At 41.2% G+C, this 20,183-nt stretch carries 16 protein-coding genes; 13 read left to right on the top strand and 3 right to left on the bottom strand.

The window, feature by feature from the left end:
* Positions 1–84: 84 nt before the first annotated feature.
* Together H8S52_RS02650 and udk are read right to left on the bottom strand one after the other, a co-directional pair.
* On the bottom strand, positions 85–1,422 hold the full coding sequence (locus H8S52_RS02650; protein ID WP_186909294.1) for a transporter substrate-binding domain-containing protein: 1,338 nt from the start codon (positions 1,420–1,422) through the stop codon (positions 85–87).
* A gap of 105 nt (positions 1,423–1,527) precedes the next feature.
* Positions 1,528–2,133, bottom strand: a complete 606-nt coding sequence (gene udk, locus H8S52_RS02645; protein WP_005654761.1) for a uridine kinase — start codon at positions 2,131–2,133, stop codon at positions 1,528–1,530.
* A gap of 101 nt (positions 2,134–2,234) precedes the next feature.
* Here udk and H8S52_RS02640 point away from each other — a divergent pair, with 101 nt between their 5' ends.
* From H8S52_RS02640 to H8S52_RS02625, 4 genes are all read left to right on the top strand, one after another.
* Positions 2,235–2,534, top strand: a complete 300-nt coding sequence (locus tag H8S52_RS02640) for a Dabb family protein (RefSeq protein ID WP_005654763.1) — start codon at positions 2,235–2,237, stop codon at positions 2,532–2,534.
* A 20-nt stretch (positions 2,535–2,554) separates the two neighbouring features.
* Complete coding sequence (locus tag H8S52_RS02635) at positions 2,555–4,597, top strand: cytochrome c biogenesis protein CcdA (protein WP_117986192.1); 2,043 nt, start codon at positions 2,555–2,557, stop codon at positions 4,595–4,597.
* 62 nt (positions 4,598–4,659) lie between these two features.
* On the top strand, positions 4,660–5,331 hold the full coding sequence (locus H8S52_RS02630; protein WP_117907135.1) for a CatA-like O-acetyltransferase: 672 nt from the start codon (positions 4,660–4,662) through the stop codon (positions 5,329–5,331).
* A gap of 153 nt (positions 5,332–5,484) precedes the next feature.
* Complete coding sequence (locus H8S52_RS02625; protein ID WP_370527539.1) at positions 5,485–6,150, top strand: DUF2490 domain-containing protein; 666 nt, start codon at positions 5,485–5,487, stop codon at positions 6,148–6,150.
* A gap of 13 nt (positions 6,151–6,163) precedes the next feature.
* On the opposite strand, the gene H8S52_RS02620 is transcribed toward H8S52_RS02625, so the two are convergent.
* The gene (locus H8S52_RS02620; protein ID WP_370527540.1) at positions 6,164–7,231 is read right to left on the bottom strand and encodes a DUF4421 domain-containing protein; all 1,068 of its coding nucleotides are present in this window, start codon (positions 7,229–7,231) and stop codon (positions 6,164–6,166) included.
* 175 nt (positions 7,232–7,406) lie between these two features.
* On the opposite strand from H8S52_RS02620, the gene H8S52_RS02615 reads away from it, so the two are divergent.
* The 9 genes from H8S52_RS02615 (at position 7,407) to hisD (ending at position 20,142) form a co-directional block, all read left to right on the top strand.
* On the top strand, positions 7,407–8,009 hold the full coding sequence (locus H8S52_RS02615) for an RNA polymerase sigma-70 factor (RefSeq protein WP_005654773.1): 603 nt from the start codon (positions 7,407–7,409) through the stop codon (positions 8,007–8,009).
* 256 nt (positions 8,010–8,265) lie between these two features.
* Positions 8,266–9,249, top strand: a complete 984-nt coding sequence (locus H8S52_RS02610) for a FecR family protein (protein ID WP_117985846.1) — start codon at positions 8,266–8,268, stop codon at positions 9,247–9,249.
* A gap of 252 nt (positions 9,250–9,501) precedes the next feature.
* On the top strand, positions 9,502–13,062 hold the full coding sequence (locus H8S52_RS02605; protein ID WP_186909288.1) for a TonB-dependent receptor: 3,561 nt from the start codon (positions 9,502–9,504) through the stop codon (positions 13,060–13,062).
* A gap of 18 nt (positions 13,063–13,080) precedes the next feature.
* Complete coding sequence (locus H8S52_RS02600) at positions 13,081–14,451, top strand: RagB/SusD family nutrient uptake outer membrane protein (RefSeq protein ID WP_060385222.1); 1,371 nt, start codon at positions 13,081–13,083, stop codon at positions 14,449–14,451.
* Positions 14,452–14,630: 179 nt separating this feature from the next.
* Entirely contained in the window at positions 14,631–15,527 is an 897-nt protein-coding gene (locus tag H8S52_RS02595; protein ID WP_117985848.1) for a glycerophosphodiester phosphodiesterase family protein, read from the top strand.
* 22 nt (positions 15,528–15,549) lie between these two features.
* Positions 15,550–16,896, top strand: coding sequence for an MFS transporter (locus H8S52_RS02590; RefSeq protein WP_117902700.1), 1,347 nt, complete (start codon positions 15,550–15,552; stop codon positions 16,894–16,896).
* A 345-nt stretch (positions 16,897–17,241) separates the two neighbouring features.
* Positions 17,242–17,733: a PaaI family thioesterase gene (locus tag H8S52_RS02585; protein ID WP_186909287.1), complete on the top strand. Its 492-nt coding sequence runs from the start codon at positions 17,242–17,244 to the stop codon at positions 17,731–17,733.
* Between the two features lie 253 nt (positions 17,734–17,986).
* Positions 17,987–18,838: an ATP phosphoribosyltransferase gene (gene hisG / locus H8S52_RS02580; protein WP_186909286.1), complete on the top strand. Its 852-nt coding sequence runs from the start codon at positions 17,987–17,989 to the stop codon at positions 18,836–18,838.
* Positions 18,839–18,849: 11 nt separating this feature from the next.
* Positions 18,850–20,142, top strand: coding sequence for a histidinol dehydrogenase (gene hisD / locus H8S52_RS02575; RefSeq protein ID WP_186909285.1), 1,293 nt, complete (start codon positions 18,850–18,852; stop codon positions 20,140–20,142).
* The last annotated feature ends 41 nt before the right edge of the window (positions 20,143–20,183 follow it).

Raw genomic sequence — 20,183 nt, 5'->3', positions numbered from 1 at the left:
GCAAAAAGCTATACATTGCAACCTACTCTATTCTCTTGTCCTTATGTCTGAAAACACTGTAATTTTTATGTCCTATCCCGTGAATCAGCTTTTTATCTTTTTCTTATACTGTTCAAACCTTGCCGTTATATCCCTCACGAAGTTATAAGTTTCTATCCCACGGAAATACCCGTTCTTGCAAACCGGATCGGTAAAGTACTCTTCATTGCTTTTCAAGAGGATGAAGTTTTCCACGTTATCCCGCCACACATATTTGTTTTTGCCATATTTTTCAGCCAATGCCATAGCATCGAATACATGTCCTATACCGGAGTTATATGATGCCAGAATAAAATTAATCCGTTCTTCTTGGGGAATTTTCGAGAAGCTTTTGGCTGTGGCGGCAATATATTTCGTGGCAGCTTTAATGCTTTCTTCGGGGTTTTGTTCTTTTCCCGGAGGAACTCCCATGGCACGAGCTGTGGCAGGCATCAGTTGCATCAGTCCTTTTGCACCTGCCCATGAAACGGCGGTAGTATCAAAGTTGGATTCAGTATAAGCTAAAGATGCCAATAAACGCCAGTCCCAATTAATGTCTGGTGCATATTTCTTGAATAGATGGTCGAAGTGTGATATTTTCCCTTCTCGCAGAGATAGAATAGGAGAGTGTGGGATAGCTTTGCCAATTTCAAAATACCGTTTCATACTCGCGGTATAAGCCGGAGAAGTCATGTTTTTCTCATGCCATTTATTGGCAGCTTCTGCAAGCTGCGGACAATCTTTACGTACAGCCCACGAAGCCCGTTGGTCGAAACTGATAGAAAGCCCGATGTTGAGGTTCGGGTAGTACGTGGTATTGAGGCGGGCTACATCATTGTCCGCTACGGTATACGGTATTTTGCCTTGTGAAACTTGCATAATAAGGTCTTCAATCGTGATGCTGTCATTGCTGACCTTATGGATATGGATGCCGCCACCCAGCTCCTTGTCCAGGTTGACAAGCCGTTCATAATACTTTCCGGGTTTTACGTACACATCCTTTCCGATAAGTTCCGTTACATCTTTCAACGGTTTGACGCGGCCGCCTGTACGTTGTACGATGACCTGATGGGTAATCACCTCCTCACCGCAGTATGTCAGACTGTCTTTCCATTCTTTGGTGATGGGCAGGTTGTAGGCAATAAGATCGCCTTCGCCTGCAAGAAGTCTTTCAATCAGGTCGTGTATGTTTTTGGCAACTTTTATTTTTAACTTGACGCCGAGGCTTTTGGCAAACTGTTCACCCAATTCATATTGGAATCCCATGTCCTGGCCGCGGTAAATAAAATAGGATGTAGAACTGTATAAAGTCAGCACTACCAGTTCACCGTTATCTTTTATCTGTTGTAAATCAGCGGCTTCTTCTTGTTCGGCTGCCGCATTATGATTGCCGCGACACCCCATAACACTGCAAAGCAAGACTAATGCAATCAGTAATTGACAGTGGAAAGCTGGCAAATTGCGCCCGGTTGGGGAAGTACGCTCGGCCATATGTACTGTTCGAATTATTTATAAATGTTTTTTGATATACATTGTGAGAATATCGATTGCTACCTGATTGTTTCCGCCTTCCGGTACGATAAGATCGGCATATCGCTTGCAAGGCTCTATAAATTGCAGATGCATAGGTTTCAGAATACGCGTGTAGCGTTCCATTACAGCCTCGGCCGTGCGGCCACGCTCTACGACATCGCGCTGGATGACGCGGATAAGGCGTTCGTCCGGGTCTGCGTCAACAAAGATTCTGAGGTCCATCATGTTGCGCAGCTTCTTGTCACATAGGGCAAGGATGCCTTCAATGATAATGACTTCTCGAGGCTCGATGTGGATTGTTTCGGGCTGTCGCGTGCAGGTCAGGTAGGAATAGGTAGGTTGTTCGATGCTTTTGCCTTCGCGAAGCATGGATACGTGTTTGGACAAAAGTCCCCAGTCGAAAGCATCCGGGTGGTCGAAATTAATATTCTGCCGTTCTTCTACTGGCACATGGCTGCTGTCTTTGTAATAAGAGTCCTGAGGTAATAAAACTACTTCACCAGCCGGCAGGCTTTCAACAATTTTACGTACGACGGTGGTCTTTCCCGACCCGGTTCCGCCTGCAATTCCTATTATTAACATCCGTTTAAGTATATATTTGAAAAAAACGAGTATTTTTGTGTCTTAAAAATGTTATTGTTTCGATTGACAAATATAGATTAAATCATTTAAATAACAAAGTTATGGTAAAGCATATTGTATTATTTAAGCTGAAAGACGAAGCTTCTGCTGACGAAAAGTTAGCGGCGATGAATGATTTTAAGAAAGCTATTGAAGCGCTGCCTGCTAAAATACCAGTTATACGTAAGATTGAAGTGGGATTGAACATTAATCCGGCTGAGACTTGGAGTATAGCTCTTTACAGTGAGTTCGATACTTTGGACGATGTGAAATTCTATGCTGCACATCCCGATCATGTAGCTGCCGGTAAGCTTATAGCCGAGGTTAAGGAAAGCCGTGCTTGTGTAGACTATGAAGTATAAATAAAATATGGGATAATAACATGAAGAAAAGTATATTCTCCATACTTCTGTTGCTGTTTGCCGTAGTGGTACAAGCACAGATACAAGAGCCGGTTAAGTTTAAGTCGGAATTAAAGACTTTGCAGGCTGGTGAAGCGGAAGTTGTCTTTACCGGAACTATTGATAAGGGCTGGCATGTGTACTCGACCGATTTGGGCGATGGCGGACCTATATCGGCCACATTCAATGTCGAGTCCATTTCAGGTGCGGAACTTGTCGGAAAATTAAAACCGGTAGGGAAAGAGGTGGCCGCATTCGATAAGTTGTTTGAAATGAAAGTGCGCTATTTTGAAAATACCGCTCAGTTCGTACAGAAGTTGAAACTGACCGGTGGCGAATATAAGGTAGAAGGTTTTTTGGAATATGGCGCATGTAATGATGAGAATTGTTTACCGCCTACACAAGTGCCGTTTAAGTTTTCGGGCAAGGCGGAAGGTACAACCGTTAATGGACCGGCAGCCGATAAGGCTGCGGATGCCGGAAATGTAGAATTGGAAAAATCTTCTGATACCGCTCAAACCGCAGCTATGGCCGTTATTGGCGGTGCGGAAAGCAATACCGGAATAAATGTTGCCGGTGATGGAACCACCGATCTTTGGAAGCCGGTTATCGATGAACTGCAAGCATTAGGCGAAACCGTTTCGCAGGAAGATATGTCTTGGATTTATATTTTTATCACAGGATTTGTAGGTGGACTGCTGGCTTTGTTTACGCCTTGCGTATGGCCAATTATCCCTATGACTGTCAGCTTCTTCCTGAAACGCAGTAAAGATAAGAAGAAAGGTATCCGCGATGCCTGGACATACGGTGCGTCTATTGTAGTGATATATGTTGGTTTAGGGCTGTTGGTTACCGGGATATTTGGCGCCAATGCTTTGAACTCATTGTCGACGAATGCTGTTTTTAACATCTTCTTCTTTTTGATGCTGGTCGTTTTCGCAGCTTCTTTCTTTGGGGCTTTTGAAATTACGCTTCCTTCCAAATGGAGTAATGCCGTGGATTCAAAAGCAGAAAAAACAGGCGGTTTGCTGAGCATATTCTTAATGGCATTTACATTGTCATTGGTGTCATTCTCATGTACAGGTCCTATTATCGGTTTCTTGTTGGTACAAGTGTCCACTACCGGTAACATGATAGCTCCGGCTATTGGCATGTTGGGCTTTGCCATTGCCTTGGCACTGCCGTTCACTTTGTTTGCACTGTTCCCGTCCTGGCTGAAGTCAATGCCCAAATCAGGCGGTTGGATGAATGTAATCAAGGTAACGCTTGGATTCCTGGAATTGGCGTTTGCGTTGAAATTCCTTTCCGTTGCTGACTTGGCTTACGGTTGGCGCATACTCGACCGTGAGACATTCCTGGCTTTATGGATTGTGCTGTTTGCCCTGCTTGGGTTCTATCTGTTGGGCAAAGTCAAGTTCCCGCACGATGATGATGACACAAAAGTCAGTGTACCCCGTTTCTTCATGGCATTGGCCTCATTGGCGTTTGCCGTATATATGCTTCCCGGTTTGTGGGGAGCGCCGTTGAAAGCTGTCAGCGCTTTTGCGCCGCCCATGCAGACTCAGGATTTCAATCTTTACAATAATGAGGTGCATGCCAAGTTCGATGATTACGACCTCGGTATGGAGTATGCCCGCCAGCATGGCAAGCCGGTGATGCTTGACTTTACCGGTTACGGTTGTGTGAACTGCCGTAAGATGGAACTTGCCGTATGGACCGACCCTAAAGTTAGCGATATTATTAATAATGACTATGTACTCATTACACTTTATGTAGATAACAAAACTCCGCTTTCTTCACCGGTGAAGATTATGGAGAATGGTACGGAACGTACTTTGCGTACGGTGGGCGATAAGTGGAGTTATTTGCAGCGTGTGAAGTTCGGTGCAAATGCGCAGCCTTTCTATGTGTTGATTGACAATGAAGGCAAACCGCTCAATAAGTCATATTCGTATGATGAGAGTATTCCGAAGTACATTGAGTTCTTGCAGACCGGATTGGAGAACTACAAAAAAGAGAAATGATAAATTAAATTGGAAAAAGGATGCTGTATAAGCGTCCTTTTTTCATAATCCGTTTTTTATTTATGAAACACATTATCGACATTGACACTTGGGAACGTCGTGACAATTACGGCTTTTTCCGAACGTTTTTAAATTCATGGTATTCGGTGACTACCGAGATAGACTGTACGGAGGCCAGTGCTGCTGCAAAACAGTCCGGACACTCTTTTTTTCTTTATTACCTGTATGCGGTTCTCCGTTCAGCCAACGAGGTGGACGAACTCCGTTACCGTACAGACAAGAACGGACAGGTCGTTTTTCATGATCGGGTGGATATTATTTCTCCAATAGCTGTTCCGGGAAAGACTTTTTATACGGTTCGTATTCCTTATCATGAAGACTTCAAACATTTTTATGCCGAGGCCCATACACTGATTACAAACATCCCTAAGGACGGAGACCCTTATAACGCTGAAAGAGTATTGATGCAACAAGGTGATTACGATGTGGTGCATTTGAGTGCAGTGCCCAAGATGTATTTCACTTCAACTACTTATACCGTTGCCGAAGCCGGTAACGGTTGCAGCCATCCGTTGATGACTGCCGGTAAAGTGGTGTCCCGCGGAGAGCGTCTGGTCTTTCCGCTTTCCATATATGTGAATCATGCTTTTGTAGACGGGTCGCATCTGGCTTCTTTCTTTGAAAAGATAGAGAAGCATTTGAAAGAAATTTCGCACGGACAAGTCGTTTTTTAGCCATAATTCTGCTATCCTGAAAAAACAACTTGGATTTTTTGCCGTAACAATCGGTTTTGTGTAAAGAAATCTGATATTACAGTTTTGTTACAGAATTAATCTTTAGCTTTGCACACGTGAAATCAATGTTAAATGATATATTCAGGAACAGTTATGGTAAAAAAGGATTCTTATACGTGGAAAATCTATGGTTTGGTAGTAGCGGTATTATGTATTGTACCTGCTTTTCTGCATGCACAGGAAAAGGACTTTACTACATGGGCAAGTGCCGGTTTTAAATATAAAGTAAAGCCGGCATTTACCTTGTCCGGAAAATTGGAATGGCGTACAAAGGATGATTTGGGTAAGACAGACCGCTGGGGATTGGATGTGGGTGGAGCCTATTCCGTGCTTCCTTTTCTGAAAGTAGCGGCCGGTTACGAAATCCATTACCGCAATCGTGGAGAAGCCGGTTGGAAATTCCGTCACCGTTATCATTTTGACGGAACGCTTTCCACGCGTGTACAAAGACTGAAGGTTTCACTTCGTGAGCGTTTTCAACATACTTTCGACAGCAGTGGCGATGAGTTTCGTTGGCGTTCGCGTGTTAAATTGGCGTATGATATTCCGAAATGCAAGATAGAGCCTTACGCTTCTGTTGAAATGTATAACGGATTGAACCGTGGAGAACGGTTTGATGTACAGCGTATGCGTTATCGTGGCGGAGTGGTGCTTCCGTTGTTTTCTGATTGTTGGGAAGCGGACGTCTTTTATTGCCGTCAGTGGGAGAGTAAGGCGCGAAAAAATATAGTAGGAGTGGCTTGTACTTATTCTTTCTGATAAGAACGGGCTGTCATTGTTTTTTCTTGCGGTGTTCCTTTTTCAAGCAGAAGTTAAAGCCTGCATACACTTGCAGTGTCCCGAAGCCGTTGTTCAATGAGAAATTGCTCCGGTAATAATCGTATGTTCTGCCTACGAATGAAGTACCTGCAAAATATTTGCTGTTGTTGTACACGATACCTACACGCAGGATGAAGTCGATATTGAAGTTTTTGTACCATTCGTCTGTTTCTTCTTCCGCTTTTCTGATGCGTGAGGTTTTGTAGGCTACTGCCGGATTAAGTGACAAGCAGGCAAGGCAGTTGCGTGCAAATACCCAATTATAGGCGTAGCCGAAGTTAAGACTGATATTGGTGTATTTTATATGATTTACTTTCATGCCCGGATTCATCGTTTCCTGAATGATAGGGGGCAATTGGGTGTAATCAAAATCCAGATTATGCGCAGATACGGAAAATCCGGTAATAAAAGAGCCGGCACTGCGCCGCTGGTTGGTGGACTGGCTGAAAGCGGCAGGATAAGAAAAGCGTCTGTTATTGAATATATAATATAGATTCAACCCTTTCATCTTTACTTTCAGCCCGTTGAAATCTTCAGAATAATCGGTTGGAATACGGTCAGAGAACCCTGTTATTTTGTGTATTTTGTAAGAGTTTCCGGTACGTTTATAAAAAATATCCACACCTAGTTTAGAACTGTAAAGACTGAGGTCGAACTCTCTGCCTCTTTTTTTCCCATTTTTCTTTCCGTAAAGTCCGTCTGCATCAACAGCCCATCCTAGAAAAAGCCAGCGCCAGCCAAAGTAAACGCCTATTTTATTATGTGGTTTTGGTGAGAAACGCAAACGTTGCGGTTCGGGGGTACCGCTTCCTACGGAATAGTATTCGTAATTAGTGAAATGATCGAGCATTAAGGCGTAGTTATATCGATTGGGGCTGATATATGCTGTGTCGAAATCGCTGAAATTGAGGAATTTTTTTATTGCTCTTTTGATAATTTCCGAACGTTTATGGACAGTACGGTCAGGTGCAATAAAATTGCTTTCTTCATTTTGGGCAAACAAAGAAAGCATCACCGACATACATATGCAAAAGCAGATTCCTCTTAGCATTCTATTATTGCTTTATTGATACGAAGATAGTGAATTTCCGTTTAATAAAGAGTAGAATACGTCCTTTTCCTTTTTTATTTCCTGAATTTTACATAGGTTTGTAACATCATAACGATACCTTTGTCGCAAAATCTAAAAATACAGTATGTACGCAACCAAAATTCCTAGTGATGAACGTTCTTTGGTACTTCGTTTGATTGAAGGAGAAGAAGATGCTTTTTGTGAGCTTTATGCTGCCTATAAGAATCGTTTGATATACTTTGCTATGCGCTTTTTGAAATCGCGTGAATATGCGGAAGATATTTTTCAGGATGCTTTTACAATAGTGTGGCAGGGACGCCGTTTCATCAATCCGGATGCTTCATTTTCCGCTTATCTGTATACAATCGTGCGAAACCGTATACTGAATCAGCTACGCGATTTGTCTTATCAGGATAAATTAAGGGAACAGATACTTTCACAAGCTGTGAATTATACCAACGAAACAAGAGATGAAATTATAGCAAACGACTTGCGGCAATTTATTTCCTGTGCATTGCAACAGTTGACCCCTCGCCAACGTGAAATATTCGAGATGAGTCGGGAGCAACAAATGTCTCATCGTGAAATAGCTGAAGTATTAGGTATTTCTGTTAATACGGTACAAGAATCCATTTCCATATCATTGAAAACACTGCGTGCTTATTTGGAAAAGAATTCGATAGTAGGTTCTGATTTGATTTTGATTCTTATTTGTTTGAATTTATAAAATGATAAATTCAGGTATTTATTCGACAAAAAATATTGATTTGAACTTGCTTATTTATGTAGAATCACTGACTTTATTTTGTGCTTTTCTGTGTTTTCAGTTATTGATAATCATGATTTTATTATTAATAAAGGCTTTTGGTTAACAGTGTATATTAAAAAATATTAATCACACCCCAGTCATTCTTTTCTTATGTGTATATCTTAATGTCAAAGGGTTATTTTTAATAATCTTGCTTCATTTAGAATTATATTTTATGAAAAATAGTGAAAATAATAAATCACTGCTGCGTCGTTATTTGGACGATCTGTATACAATGGATGATGCCCGTAAGTTGTTGGATGAGTTACAGACTTCGGAGTATGATACAGATATGCTTCAGGATCTGGCTGCTGAAGTATGGGAAGAAACTTCCCTGCAATCACCGCAGACAGACCTTGAACGCGAACAATATAAAAAAGAGGCGCGACTGTTATTAAAGCGTATAGAGCATAAGAAACGTATGTGGATTCGTCGGGCTGCATTGGCTGTGTCAAGTGTGGCTGCGATGGTTTGTCTTGTATTTGGCAGTATTAGTTACATTCGTTATATAGATAGGACACAGGTATCTTATTTAGAGGCTTCTACTTCTTTTGGCGAACGCAAGGAAGTACAGCTTCCCGATGGTACGACATTGATATTAAACTCTTGTTCGCGTGTTCACTATCCAGATCGTTTTACCGGTAAGGAACGTAGAATAGAACTGGAAGGTGAAGGGTATTTTCGCGTATATCATAATGAGAAGCAGCCTTTCGTAGTGGATACCCGCCACTTCGATGTGCGTGTTTTGGGTACTTGTTTTAATATCAAATCTTATTCTTCGGACGAGGTAGTATCAGTAGATGTGGAAAGTGGTAAAGTCCAGATTGATTTGCCGGAAGCGATGATGCGTCTACGTGCTAAAGAGCAGGTGCTTATCAATACTGTTTCAGGAGAATATAATAAGAGGCGCGAAGAGCGCACTATGGCAGTTTGGCGAAAAGGTAATTTACGTTTCAATAGCACTCCGATACATGATGTGGCTAAAGAATTGGAGCGTATGTATAATTGTCGCATTACTTTTGCTGAGGGACAGAATTTTGACAATCTCATTTCTGGTGAACATGATAATAAGAGTTTGGACGCTGTATTACAGGCTGTGGAGTATACAAGCGGTATTCATTACAAGAGAATGGGGAATATGATTCAGCTCTATAAATAGTGAAAAAATATAAAATACACCCCTGTCTTTGAGAACTACAGTGTATTATATTTGTATTGTTAAACATTAGTCTATATCGGATATGAAACCACCATCTTAATCTGCCAAAAAATAGGAGCTATCTCTCAGAGCAGCCCCTATACTAGTAATCCGGACAGATATTCATTCGTTTCGACCCGTGTGAATAGCGTCTCGTGTATTACAAACCTTTGTTTTAAATAATTTATTACAATTACTAAAACGCACAAATTTATGAATAATCTTCCTAATACAAAAAGGAAGTCTGAAAATGTACATTCATTTTTAGCTTTTTTACTTTTCATATGCTTTTCATTTACAAGTTATTATATACAGGCGCAAGAAGTGAAGGGCATAACATTAAATGTTCAGAACGAAACGGCAGAAAATGTCTTTAATCAATTGAGTATACAAACAGGACTGAAGTTTTTCTATGATCAAGAAATTGTTAATTCAGCTCCCCGCATTACCCTCAAAGTATCAAATGCCTCTCTACAGGATGTTTTGGAGCGTATTACTTTACAGACAAAATTGTATTTCAATAGGGATAATCATACAATATCTGTTGGTAAACAGAAAACCGGACAAGGCACTTCGAAAGGTATAAAACTGAGAAATATCAAGGGAAGAGTTGTCGATCAAGATGGTGAACCTATCATTGGTGCCAGTGTATTGGTAAAAGGCACTACTAATGGTGTAATTACTGATATGGATGGAAATTATAATTTGATAGATGTGCCGGAAAATGCATTACTTGCCTTTTCATATATCGGTTATCAGACAGTAGAGTTGAAAGCCAATGGCAAAGGACTTGATAAAATAATGATGAAAGAGGATAATGAATTGCTGGATGAAGTTGTAGTAGTAGGATATGGTGTACAGAAGAAGCGCGATGTGACAACTGCTATTGCCAGTATACGTGCCAGTGATTTGAAAGGACAGCCTGTAACTTCTATGGCTGAAGCAATGGTTGGCAAAATGCCGGGTGTACAAGTTTCACAATCTACAGGTGCACCGGGTTCTTCTTTACAAATTAAGGTGCGCGGTACAGGTACTATTACTGCTGGAACATCACCGTTGTATGTAGTAGATGGAGTACCTCTTGCCAAAGAGCAACTGAATACTTTCAACATGAATGATGTGGAGTCTATTGAGGTTCTGAAAGATGCTTCCTCTTCTGCTATTTATGGGTCGCGAGGCTCTAATGGCGTAGTGCTGATTACTACCAAGAAAGGACAGGAAGGACGAGCTACGGTTTCTTATAATGGATATTATGGTTGGCAGACTGTATCTAAAAAAATAGATATGCTGAACGCTTACGAATATGCCGATTTGGTAAACGACGCTCGAAATAATACCTATGTAGATAAAATGGAAGCGGTAAACCGTAAACGTATCGCTCAAAATAAACAGCCTTTGGCCTTTAGTATTACTGATAGTAATGCCATACGTTTACAAAATACCGGTAATGATTATAATACGATTGTTCCGGTTGAAATCTTACCTTATCTAAGGGGTGAAAAGGGATTGGTTGATACAGATTGGCAAGACGAGATTTTTCGTACGGCAGGTATGCAGAATCATTCTGTTTCGGTATCTGGTGGAAGTCAGAAGATAAAATATTATGCTTCTGTAGATTACTTGTCACAAGACGGTGTAATTATTAACAGTGATTTTACGAGATATAGTTCTCGTTTTAATCTGGATGTTACTGAAGGTATTTTTAAGTTTGGGCTCTCTTTAAATCCGTCTGTAACGATAGAGAATGCAGTGAACTCTGATGGTGCTTATAATAAGGATGGTGGTGGCATTATTGCTTCAGCTTTGCATAGTGCTCCTATATTTCCTGTTTACAATGCTGATGGTTCTTTTTGTTTTGCACAGAATGCTTGGAGTCCGAATACGCAGACGACACTAGAGGATGGTTCTGTTAAAAAAGGAAATAGCCAAACTCAAGTGTGGAATCCGGTAGCATTGGCTTTGTTGCAAAAGGATGAAACAAAAGCTTCCCGTATATTTGGTAATGTTTATGGAGAAGTAGCTTTTATGCCCGAATTAAAATATCGTGCAAATTTTGGTGTAGATATTTACAACAGCTCACAAGATACATTTCGTCCATCTACTATTCCTGTTGCCAATACGGAAGGTAATCCGGAATCTGAGCCTGAAGCAACAGCCAAAACGGCTAAGATGTATAATTGGTTGTTTGAGCAAACTGTAACCTATAATAAGGATATTAAAGGGCATTCTATTTCTGCGTTGGCAGGGTGGACTATGCAATATCAGCGCGATGAGAGTACATACGCTTTTGCTAATGGATTTATAACAAATAATGTGCCTACTCTGAATGCCGGTACTGTAACGCGCGGAGACTCTCATGCTTCTGAGTGGGCTTTGCTTTCAGGACTTGCTAGAGTCCAATATAATTATAAAGGTAAATATATGGTTACTGGAGCACTTCGTGCAGATGGTGCCTCTCGTTTTGGTAAGGATAATCGTTGGGGGTGGTTCCCTTCGGTATCGGCGGGATGGCGTTTAACGGAAGAGCCTTTTATGAAATCATTGACCTTTATTGATGATTTGAAACTTCGTGCTAGTTATGGTTTGACGGGTAATTTCCGTATTCCCAATTATGGGGCTCAGGGAGAAGTTGCTTATTACAGCTATGTATTAGGTGGGAATAGTGCAGATGTTGTTAAGGGAGCTGCCCCCAAGAGTATGCCTAATCCTGAACTACATTGGGAGAAGACAGCTCAAGTTAATATTGGTTTTGATGCATCATTATTTAAAAACCGTCTGACTTTGGGTTTGGACTTATACAATAGTAATACTTATGATTTATTATTGGATGTTCCGGTTCCGATGACAACAGGGTATAAAACTCGTCTGGAAAATATTGGTAAAGTCAATAACAAAGGTGTGGAATTTAATATTGCTACCAACCAGAAGATGGGTGATTTTAATTGGAGTGTATATTTTAATATTTCGAAAAACATCAATGAAGTAAAGGAACTCGGGCCAGGTAATGCAGATATAATTTCTTCCGGTTCAGTGAGTAATGCTTATTTTATAACCCGTGTGGGTGAGCCTATTGGAAGTTATTATTTACCTGTAGTAGAGGGAGTTTTCAAGAATCAGGAAGAAGTGGATGCAACCTTGCACTATATGGATTCTCCAACAAACTACGGCTTAGCAGACACGAAACCCGGGGATTTCAAGTTTAAAGATGTGAATGGTGATAAAGTGCTTGATATCTCAGATACAGACCGTGCTATTGTAGGTAATTATATGCCGGACTTTACTTACGGCTTTGGTGCAACGTTAGCTTGGAAAGGTATTGACTTTGGCATCGTATTTCAGGGTGTTCAAGGAAATGAAATCTTGAATCTTTCTCGGCGCTATTTTTATAATCATGAAGGGAATATGAATAATTATAAGGGTGCTTTAAACCGTTGGAAGTCGGAAGATGAGCCGGGAAGTGGAATGAACGTGCGTGCCAATCGTGTTAGCAAAGGACAGAATGGTACTACATCTACTTGGCATGTAGAGGATGGTTCGTATTTACGTATCAAGAATATTTCATTAGGATATACATTACCTGAAAATTGGATAAAGAAGGTTTATTTAAAATCTGCTCGTATCTACTGCACACTCCAAAATCCATTTACATTCACTCACTATGAAGGTTATAATCCAGAAGTTTCCAATCGTAGTGCAGTGACTACCAATGGTGAGGATTATGGGGTTTATCCGTTGGCAAGAACCACCTCTATAGGTGTTAACCTTACGTTTTAATCTTAAAAATACTATAATATGAAAAAAATAATAATATCTATTTTTACAGCGATTGCTCTTTCTGGTTGTAATGATTTTATAGATTTGAAACCTGTTGATTTTCCTACAGAGGAAACTTTTTATACGGATGTCAAGGGATTAGAAGGGGCTATTATTGGTATTTATGATGAGTTGCAATCGAGTGATCAATATGGTTCTAAGTTCATGACTTTAATGGAAGTTCGGGGGGATAATGTTAAGAATGACAATTCTGGTGCCAGTGGTGGTATTACCTATCAAATAGAGGTATTTACCGAAACTCCGGCTAATTCCAATTTGTCGGGTGCATGGCTTTCTTTATATAAGACTATTTATCGTTGTAATCTTGTACTCCAAAATATGGAGAAAGTACAAATGACTGAAGAACAACGAACGCAAATAGCAGGACAGGCTTCTTTTGTACGTGCATTGTGTTACTTTAATCTAGTGCGTTTATGGGGAGAGGTTCCTATTATTACAAAAACGCAGACTGTAGCTGAAGCACGTAACAACAAGCGTTCTCCTGTTAGTGAGGTTTATGACTTGATTATCAAAGACCTGATTGTAGCCAAAGGTTTGCCGGAAGTGTGGGATGAATCAGAGCGAGGGCGTGCTACATCTTATGCAGCACGTGCTTTGTTGGCAAAAGTATATTTGTACATGAAAAACTATCAAGAAGTGATCAATGAATTGACTTCTGTAGTTGCTGATATCAATGCTAAGCGGAATTTATCTTTGGTACCTATGCCTCAAACTTTTCCTAATAATTTAAAGACTAGTAAAGATATAATTTTTGCAGTCCAGTATCTGAAAGGTGGTGTAGGAGAATCCGTTCATCAGAATAATCGATATAGAAATAATGATAACGGTAATATAATATCTTTGGAACAAGCTGAATTTGAAAATAATGACGATAATCGGAAAGCGTTAGTAGCTCCAACGGGAAGCGGTCAGCGGCCAGGTAAATTCGATGCTCCCGCAACAAATAATGAAACGAGTGCGGATTTCCCTGTTATGCGTTGTGCCGAAGTGATGTTGATGTACGCGGAAGCTGCCAATGAACTTTCTGCCATTCCTACACAGGAAGCTTTAGATGCTTTAAATGCGGTTCGTATTAATGCTAATCTCATGGGAAAGACATTAGAAGAGTTATCTACAAAAGAAATTTTTCGTCAGGCTGTATATAAAGAACGGCGTCTGGAACTGGCTTTGGAATGTGACCGTTGGTTTGATATCGTACGTACCGGACAAATGACTACTGTGTTTCCGGGAATAGCTGCTTATCGTCAGTTATATCCGATTCCTCAGACAGAAATAGAGAATGTCAGTGATAAGGACGGCTGGCAGAATGAAGGGTATACGGTTGAGTAATTAATAAACTATAGAGGTGTGTCAAAATACACTTGACGATTTCTTTTAGGTACGGATTACACGGATTTCACGGAAAAAGAATAAAGAAAATCTATGTTTTCTGTGTAATCTGTACCTAAAAAGAAACCAATAGTAAGCGAATCTTAGTTTTGACACACTCTCCTTTAAAAATAATAGAAATGAAAAAAATATATATATTATTGTATGCTGTCTTTGTTGCATTGCAACTTTCAGCACAAGATCATGTTGCGCAGATTCGTGAAAAGCTGATGAGTCGCGATTCGACTTCTGTAATTGTAGTGGCTCATCGTGGAGATTGGCGTAATTTTCCTGAAAATTCGTTGGAAGCAATAGATAATGCTATTAAAATGGGAGTAGACATTGTTGAGTTGGATGTTAAGAAGACGAAAGACGGCGAACTGATTCTTATGCACGACCGCACATTGGATCGTACTACTACCGGAAAAGGATTGGTTTCTGAAAACACATTGAGTGATATTCGTAAGTTGAATTTGAGAAATGGTTGTAATATCCGTACTATTCACAAAGTGCCGACTTTGGAAGAGGCATTGTTGCATGCTAAAGGAAAAATCATGATAAATTTGGATCAGGCAGACCTTTACTTTGATCAGATTTATGAGCTTATGAAGAAAACCGGAACTACCAAACAAATTATAATGAAAGGGAGAAGACCGGTTGCCGAAGTGAAGAAACAATTTGGTGATTATTTGGAAGATGTAATTTATATGCCAATTGTTGACCTTGATGCTTCTGGAGCCGAGAAACACATAGAGGCTTTTATTAAAGATATGTCTCCAGTTGCTTTTGAGTTACTATTTGTAAAAGATACAAACTTGCTTCCTAAAAAATTTGCAACTACCTTGAACGGACGTTCTCTAATTTGGTATAATACTTTATGGGATACAATGGCTGGCGGACACGATGATGATATGTCTTTGCAGAATCCGGATTCAGGTTATGGCTACTTAATTGATACATTAGGATGCCGTATCATTCAAACCGATCGTCCTGCTTACTTACTGGACTATTTACGGAAAAGAAAGTTGCATGATTGAGATGTAAGGGGTACTTAAAAGTATGTTGAAGAATATAATAAACTTTTACAGGGTTTCACAACCGAAACCTTGTAATGAAGGATCTTTGTCCGAACAGAAACAGCGTTTGAAACGTCTTCAGTGGTCTACTTTTCTTGCTGCTACACTTGGTTATGGCATGTATTACGTTTGTCGTCTGAGCTTGAATGTTGTAAAGAAACCGATTGTAGATGAGGGCGTTTTTTCGGAAACGGAATTGGGTATTATCGGTGCTGTGCTGTTCTTTACCTATGCTGTAGGTAAGTTTATGAACGGTTTTCTTGCCGACCGTAGCAATATCAATCGTTTTATGTCGACCGGTTTGCTGGTGACTGCTTTGGTGAACCTCTGTTTGGGATTTGTACATTCTTTTATTCTGTTTGCCGTTCTTTGGGGTATCAGCGGATGGTTTCAGTCTATGGGTGCTGCTTCTTGTGTGGTCGGCTTGTCCCGTTGGTTCACGGACAAGAAACGTGGTTCTTTTTACGGCTTTTGGAGTGCGAGTCACAACATCGGTGAGGCAATGACTTTTATTATCGTAGCCTCTATTGTAAGTGCACTGGGATGGCGTTACGGTTTTCTGGGTGCTGGCCTTGTCGGTCTGATTGGCGCTTTGGTAGTCTGGCGTTTTTTCCATGATACTCCTCAGAGCAAGGGACTTCCTGCTGTCAATGCTCCTGAAAAGAAAAAGGAGATGGATGCTTTAGAGACGGAGGAGTTCAATCGTGCTCAGAAAGCGGTATTGAGAAACCCGGCTATTTGGATACTTGCACTTAGTAGTGCTTTCATGTACATCAGCCGCTATGCGGTAAATAGCTGGGGTGTTTTCTATCTGCAGGCTGAGAAGGGCTATTCTACGTTGGATGCCAGTTTCATTATTTCTATAAGTTCGGTATTCGGCATTGTAGGAACAATGTTTTCCGGCGTTATCTCAGATAGGTTTTTTGGCGGTCGTCGCAATATTCCTGCCTTGATTTTCGGTTTGATGAATGTGTTTGCTCTATGTCTTTTCCTGCTTGTTCCGGGTGTACATTTTTGGATGGATGCTTTAGCGATGATGCTCTTTGGCTTGGGTATCGGTGTGCTAATTTGCTTTCTGGGTGGATTAATGGCTGTGGATATTGCTCCTCGCAATGCTTCGGGTGCAGCTTTAGGCGTGGTAGGTATTGCCAGTTATATCGGAGCAGGTTTGCAGGATGTGATGAGCGGTGTATTGATTGAAGGTAATAAACAGCTTGTTGATGGTGTAGAGGTTTACGATTTTACGTATATCAATTGGTTTTGGATAGGTGCGGCATTGTTGTCTGTTCTGTTGGCTTTGTTGGTATGGAATGCAAGAAGTAAAGAGTAGTATATCTTGTAATATTGGTAACAGTGTGAAATCGGAAAAACTTAACCGTTTATTCCGATTTTATACTGTTTTTTGTATTCTTACTAATATTCCATTTTAAAGATTTCCTATCTTTGTGAAAAGCATTGTGAATGAAAAACATTGTGAATGAAAAACAGATGTAAAGGTATTATGGAATTTCATAGGATATATCTGTTAATAACAGTTGTACTATCTGGTTTAGTTGCCGCTCGTGCACAAGTCGCCTTAATAAGGTAATGTGTACGTATAACGATTTACAAGGCTATACAGAAAGATATGATGTGGCAGAAGAGTTGTGAAAGAAATATATAATAAAGATATCGTATGAAGAAGATTATCAACCCATGGAAAAACATGGAAGGTTATAATTGTTTTGGCTGTTCTCCCGATAATGAGGCAGGTGTAAGAATGGAATTCTATGAAGACGGCGATGAGATCGTAAGTATCTGGAAGCCCCGTCCGAAATATCAGGGGTGGTTGAATACGTTGCATGGGGGTATTCAGTCCGTATTGCTGGATGAAATTTGCGGTTGGGTGGTGTTCCGTAAGTTGCAGACCGGAGGAGTGACCTCTAAAATGGAGACTCGTTTTCGTAAGTCCATATCTACCAATGATACACACTTGGTGTTACGGGCATCGTTGCGTGAGCAGAAACGTAATATTGCCGTTATAGAAGCAAGATTGTATAACAGCATGGGCGAACTCTGTACGGAGGCTACATGTACCTATTTTACTTTCCCGCAGGAAAAGGCGGAAAAGGAAATGTGTTTTCATCATTGTGATGTAGAACCGGATGAAATCTTACCTCTTATTTGATGAAAATGAAAGAAAAATCAAACTTTTTGTGATAAATCCTTGCTTGTTTAAAACAAATCGTTTACATTTGTCGCATTAGAAATAGAAAAAGTATGAAGAATATCGTTGCACATCATCACCATTATCATCCTGACGAATAACCCGGTGGGCGTATGAGGATATGTGTATAACGAAGAACATATAATGAACGAGGCTTACCGAACATTGGTAAACCTCGTTTTTTTATTCGCAAACCATAAATATAAATAATATCATGTTAAGAATTGCAGTACAGGCCAAAGGCCGTCTTTTTGACGAAACAATGTCGTTCCTTGAAGAATCGGATATTAAACTAAGCGCAACGAAACGCACGTTACTGGTACAGTCTTCCAACTTTCCTTTGGAAGTATTGTTTTTGCGCGATGATGATATTCCGCAAACAGTAGCTACGGGAGTTGCCGATTTGGGCATTGTCGGTGAAAACGAGTTCATGGAAAAGGCGGAAGATGCTGAGATTGTAAAGCGTTTGGGATTTAGCAAATGCCGTCTGTCATTGGCTTTGCCTAAGGATATTGAATATACGGGCCCGCAATGGTTTGAGGGTAGGAAGATTGCCACTTCGTATCCAGGCATTCTTTCCCGATACCTCAAAGAACAGGGGGTGAGAGCGGAAATACACGTGATTACCGGTTCGGTGGAGGTCTCTCCGGGGATTGGCCTGGCTGATGCGATTTTTGATATTGTAAGCTCCGGCTCTACTTTGGTGAGCAACCGCCTAAAAGAAGTAGAAGTAGTGATGAAATCCGAGGCTCTGTTAATTGGCAACAAGAATATGAGTGAGGAGAAGAAGGAGATTCTGGATGAATTGTTGTTCCGTATGAATGCGGTAAAGACAGCGGAAGACAAGAAATACGTGTTGATGAATGCGCCGAAAGAAAAACTGGATGAAATTATAGCCGTACTTCCGGGTATGAAGAGCCCTACGGTGATGCCGTTGGCGCAAGAGGGCTGGTGCTCCGTACATACAGTGCTGGATGAAAAATGTTTCTGGGAGATTATCGGTAAATTGAAGACATTGGGAGCGGAAGGTATTCTGGTTTTGCCGATTGAAAAAATGATACTTTAAATGTTAATGGTATGAATTTAATTACTAATCCTGATAAATCTCAGTGGGCGGAATTGCTGAAACGTCCGGTGATGAATACGGAGAACCTTTTTGATACGGTACGGGCTATTATAGACCGTGTAAAAACGGAAGGCGACCGTGCCGTATTGGAATACGAAGAAAAATTTGATAAAGTGGCTCTGACCGCATTGGCTGTGACGGAAGCGGAGCAGGCGGAAGCGGAAGCGTCGGTAGGCGAGGAATTGAAAAAAGCCATTCGTCTGGCCAAACGGAATATAGAGACGTTTCATGCGGCACAACGCTTCGAAAGTAAACGGGTAGAGACTCAGCCGGGAGTTACTTGTTGGCAGAAGGCGGTTGCCATAGAGAAAGTCGGATTGTATATCCCCGGTGGAACAGCACCGCTCTTTTCCACCGTGCTGATGCTGGCAGTTCCAGCCAGGATTGCAGGATGTAAGGAGATAGTGCTTTGCACGCCTCCGGGCAAAGATGGAAAAGTACACCCCGCCGTTTTGTTTGCAGCTAAGGTGGCGGGAGTAAACCGTATTTTCAAAGCTGGTGGTGTGCAAGCTATTGCGGCAATGGCTTATGGAACGGAAAGCGTGCCGAAAGTATATAAGATATTTGGCCCGGGCAATCAATACGTAACGGCTGCCAAACAGTTGGTGAGCTTGCGTGATGTAGCTATTGATATGCCCGCCGGTCCTTCGGAAGTAGAAGTGCTGGCGGATGAAACAGCCAATCCGTCTTTTGTAGCTGCCGATTTGCTGAGCCAGGCAGAGCATGGGGCCGACAGTCAGGCGATGCTGATTACCACTTCCCCGGCATTACAGCAGGCTGTGAAAGAAGAAGTGGAGCGTCAATTGGCTTTGTTGCCCCGTAAAGAGATTGCGGAAAAGTCTCTTGCCAATAGTAAACTGATTGTTGTGCGCAATATGGACGAAGCTATCGAACTGACCAATTCCTATGCACCGGAGCATCTCATTATCGAAACAGCGGATTATATGTCCGTTGCGGAGCGGGTGGTTAATGCCGGTTCGGTATTTTTGGGCTCTCTGACTCCGGAAAGTGCAGGAGATTATGCTTCGGGCACTAACCATACGCTGCCCACCAATGGCTATGCCAAAGCTTATAGCGGTGTTAGCCTTGATAGCTTTATACGTAAGATTACTTTCCAGGAAATTGAGCCGGAAGGGATACGCATTATTGGCCCTGCTATAGAGGAAATGGCTGCCAACGAGCATTTGGATGCGCATAAGAATGCGGTAACTGTCAGACTTGATAAATTGAGAGTTGAAAATTAAAAATCATACTTCATCATTGATAATTCATAATCCGTAAATTA

Source organism: Bacteroides sp. NSJ-48 (assembly GCF_014287405.1).
GTDB lineage: Bacteria > Bacteroidota > Bacteroidia > Bacteroidales > Bacteroidaceae > Bacteroides > Bacteroides stercoris.
This window is presented reverse-complemented; position numbering and strand designations above follow the sequence as displayed.

Coding starts and splice junctions, on each gene's coding strand:
- udk (WP_005654761.1), bottom strand. CDS start 2,133: ATGTTAATAATAGGAATTGCAGGCGGAACCGGGTCGGGAAAGACCACC.
- H8S52_RS02635 (WP_117986192.1), top strand. CDS start 2,555: ATGAAGAAAAGTATATTCTCCATACTTCTGTTGCTGTTTGCCGTAGTG.
- H8S52_RS02610 (WP_117985846.1), top strand. CDS start 8,266: ATGAAAAATAGTGAAAATAATAAATCACTGCTGCGTCGTTATTTGGAC.
- H8S52_RS02620 (WP_370527540.1), bottom strand. CDS start 7,231: ATGTCGGTGATGCTTTCTTTGTTTGCCCAAAATGAAGAAAGCAATTTT.
- H8S52_RS02625 (WP_370527539.1), top strand. CDS start 5,485: ATGGTAAAAAAGGATTCTTATACGTGGAAAATCTATGGTTTGGTAGTA.
- H8S52_RS02600 (WP_060385222.1), top strand. CDS start 13,081: ATGAAAAAAATAATAATATCTATTTTTACAGCGATTGCTCTTTCTGGT.
- H8S52_RS02585 (WP_186909287.1), top strand. CDS start 17,242: ATGAAGAAGATTATCAACCCATGGAAAAACATGGAAGGTTATAATTGT.
- H8S52_RS02615 (WP_005654773.1), top strand. CDS start 7,407: ATGTACGCAACCAAAATTCCTAGTGATGAACGTTCTTTGGTACTTCGT.
- hisD (WP_186909285.1), top strand. CDS start 18,850: ATGAATTTAATTACTAATCCTGATAAATCTCAGTGGGCGGAATTGCTG.
- H8S52_RS02605 (WP_186909288.1), top strand. CDS start 9,502: ATGAATAATCTTCCTAATACAAAAAGGAAGTCTGAAAATGTACATTCA.
- H8S52_RS02650 (WP_186909294.1), bottom strand. CDS start 1,422: ATGGGGTGTCGCGGCAATCATAATGCGGCAGCCGAACAAGAAGAAGCC.
- H8S52_RS02595 (WP_117985848.1), top strand. CDS start 14,631: ATGAAAAAAATATATATATTATTGTATGCTGTCTTTGTTGCATTGCAA.
- H8S52_RS02590 (WP_117902700.1), top strand. CDS start 15,550: ATGTTGAAGAATATAATAAACTTTTACAGGGTTTCACAACCGAAACCT.
- H8S52_RS02640 (WP_005654763.1), top strand. CDS start 2,235: ATGGTAAAGCATATTGTATTATTTAAGCTGAAAGACGAAGCTTCTGCT.
- hisG (WP_186909286.1), top strand. CDS start 17,987: ATGTTAAGAATTGCAGTACAGGCCAAAGGCCGTCTTTTTGACGAAACA.
- H8S52_RS02630 (WP_117907135.1), top strand. CDS start 4,660: ATGAAACACATTATCGACATTGACACTTGGGAACGTCGTGACAATTAC.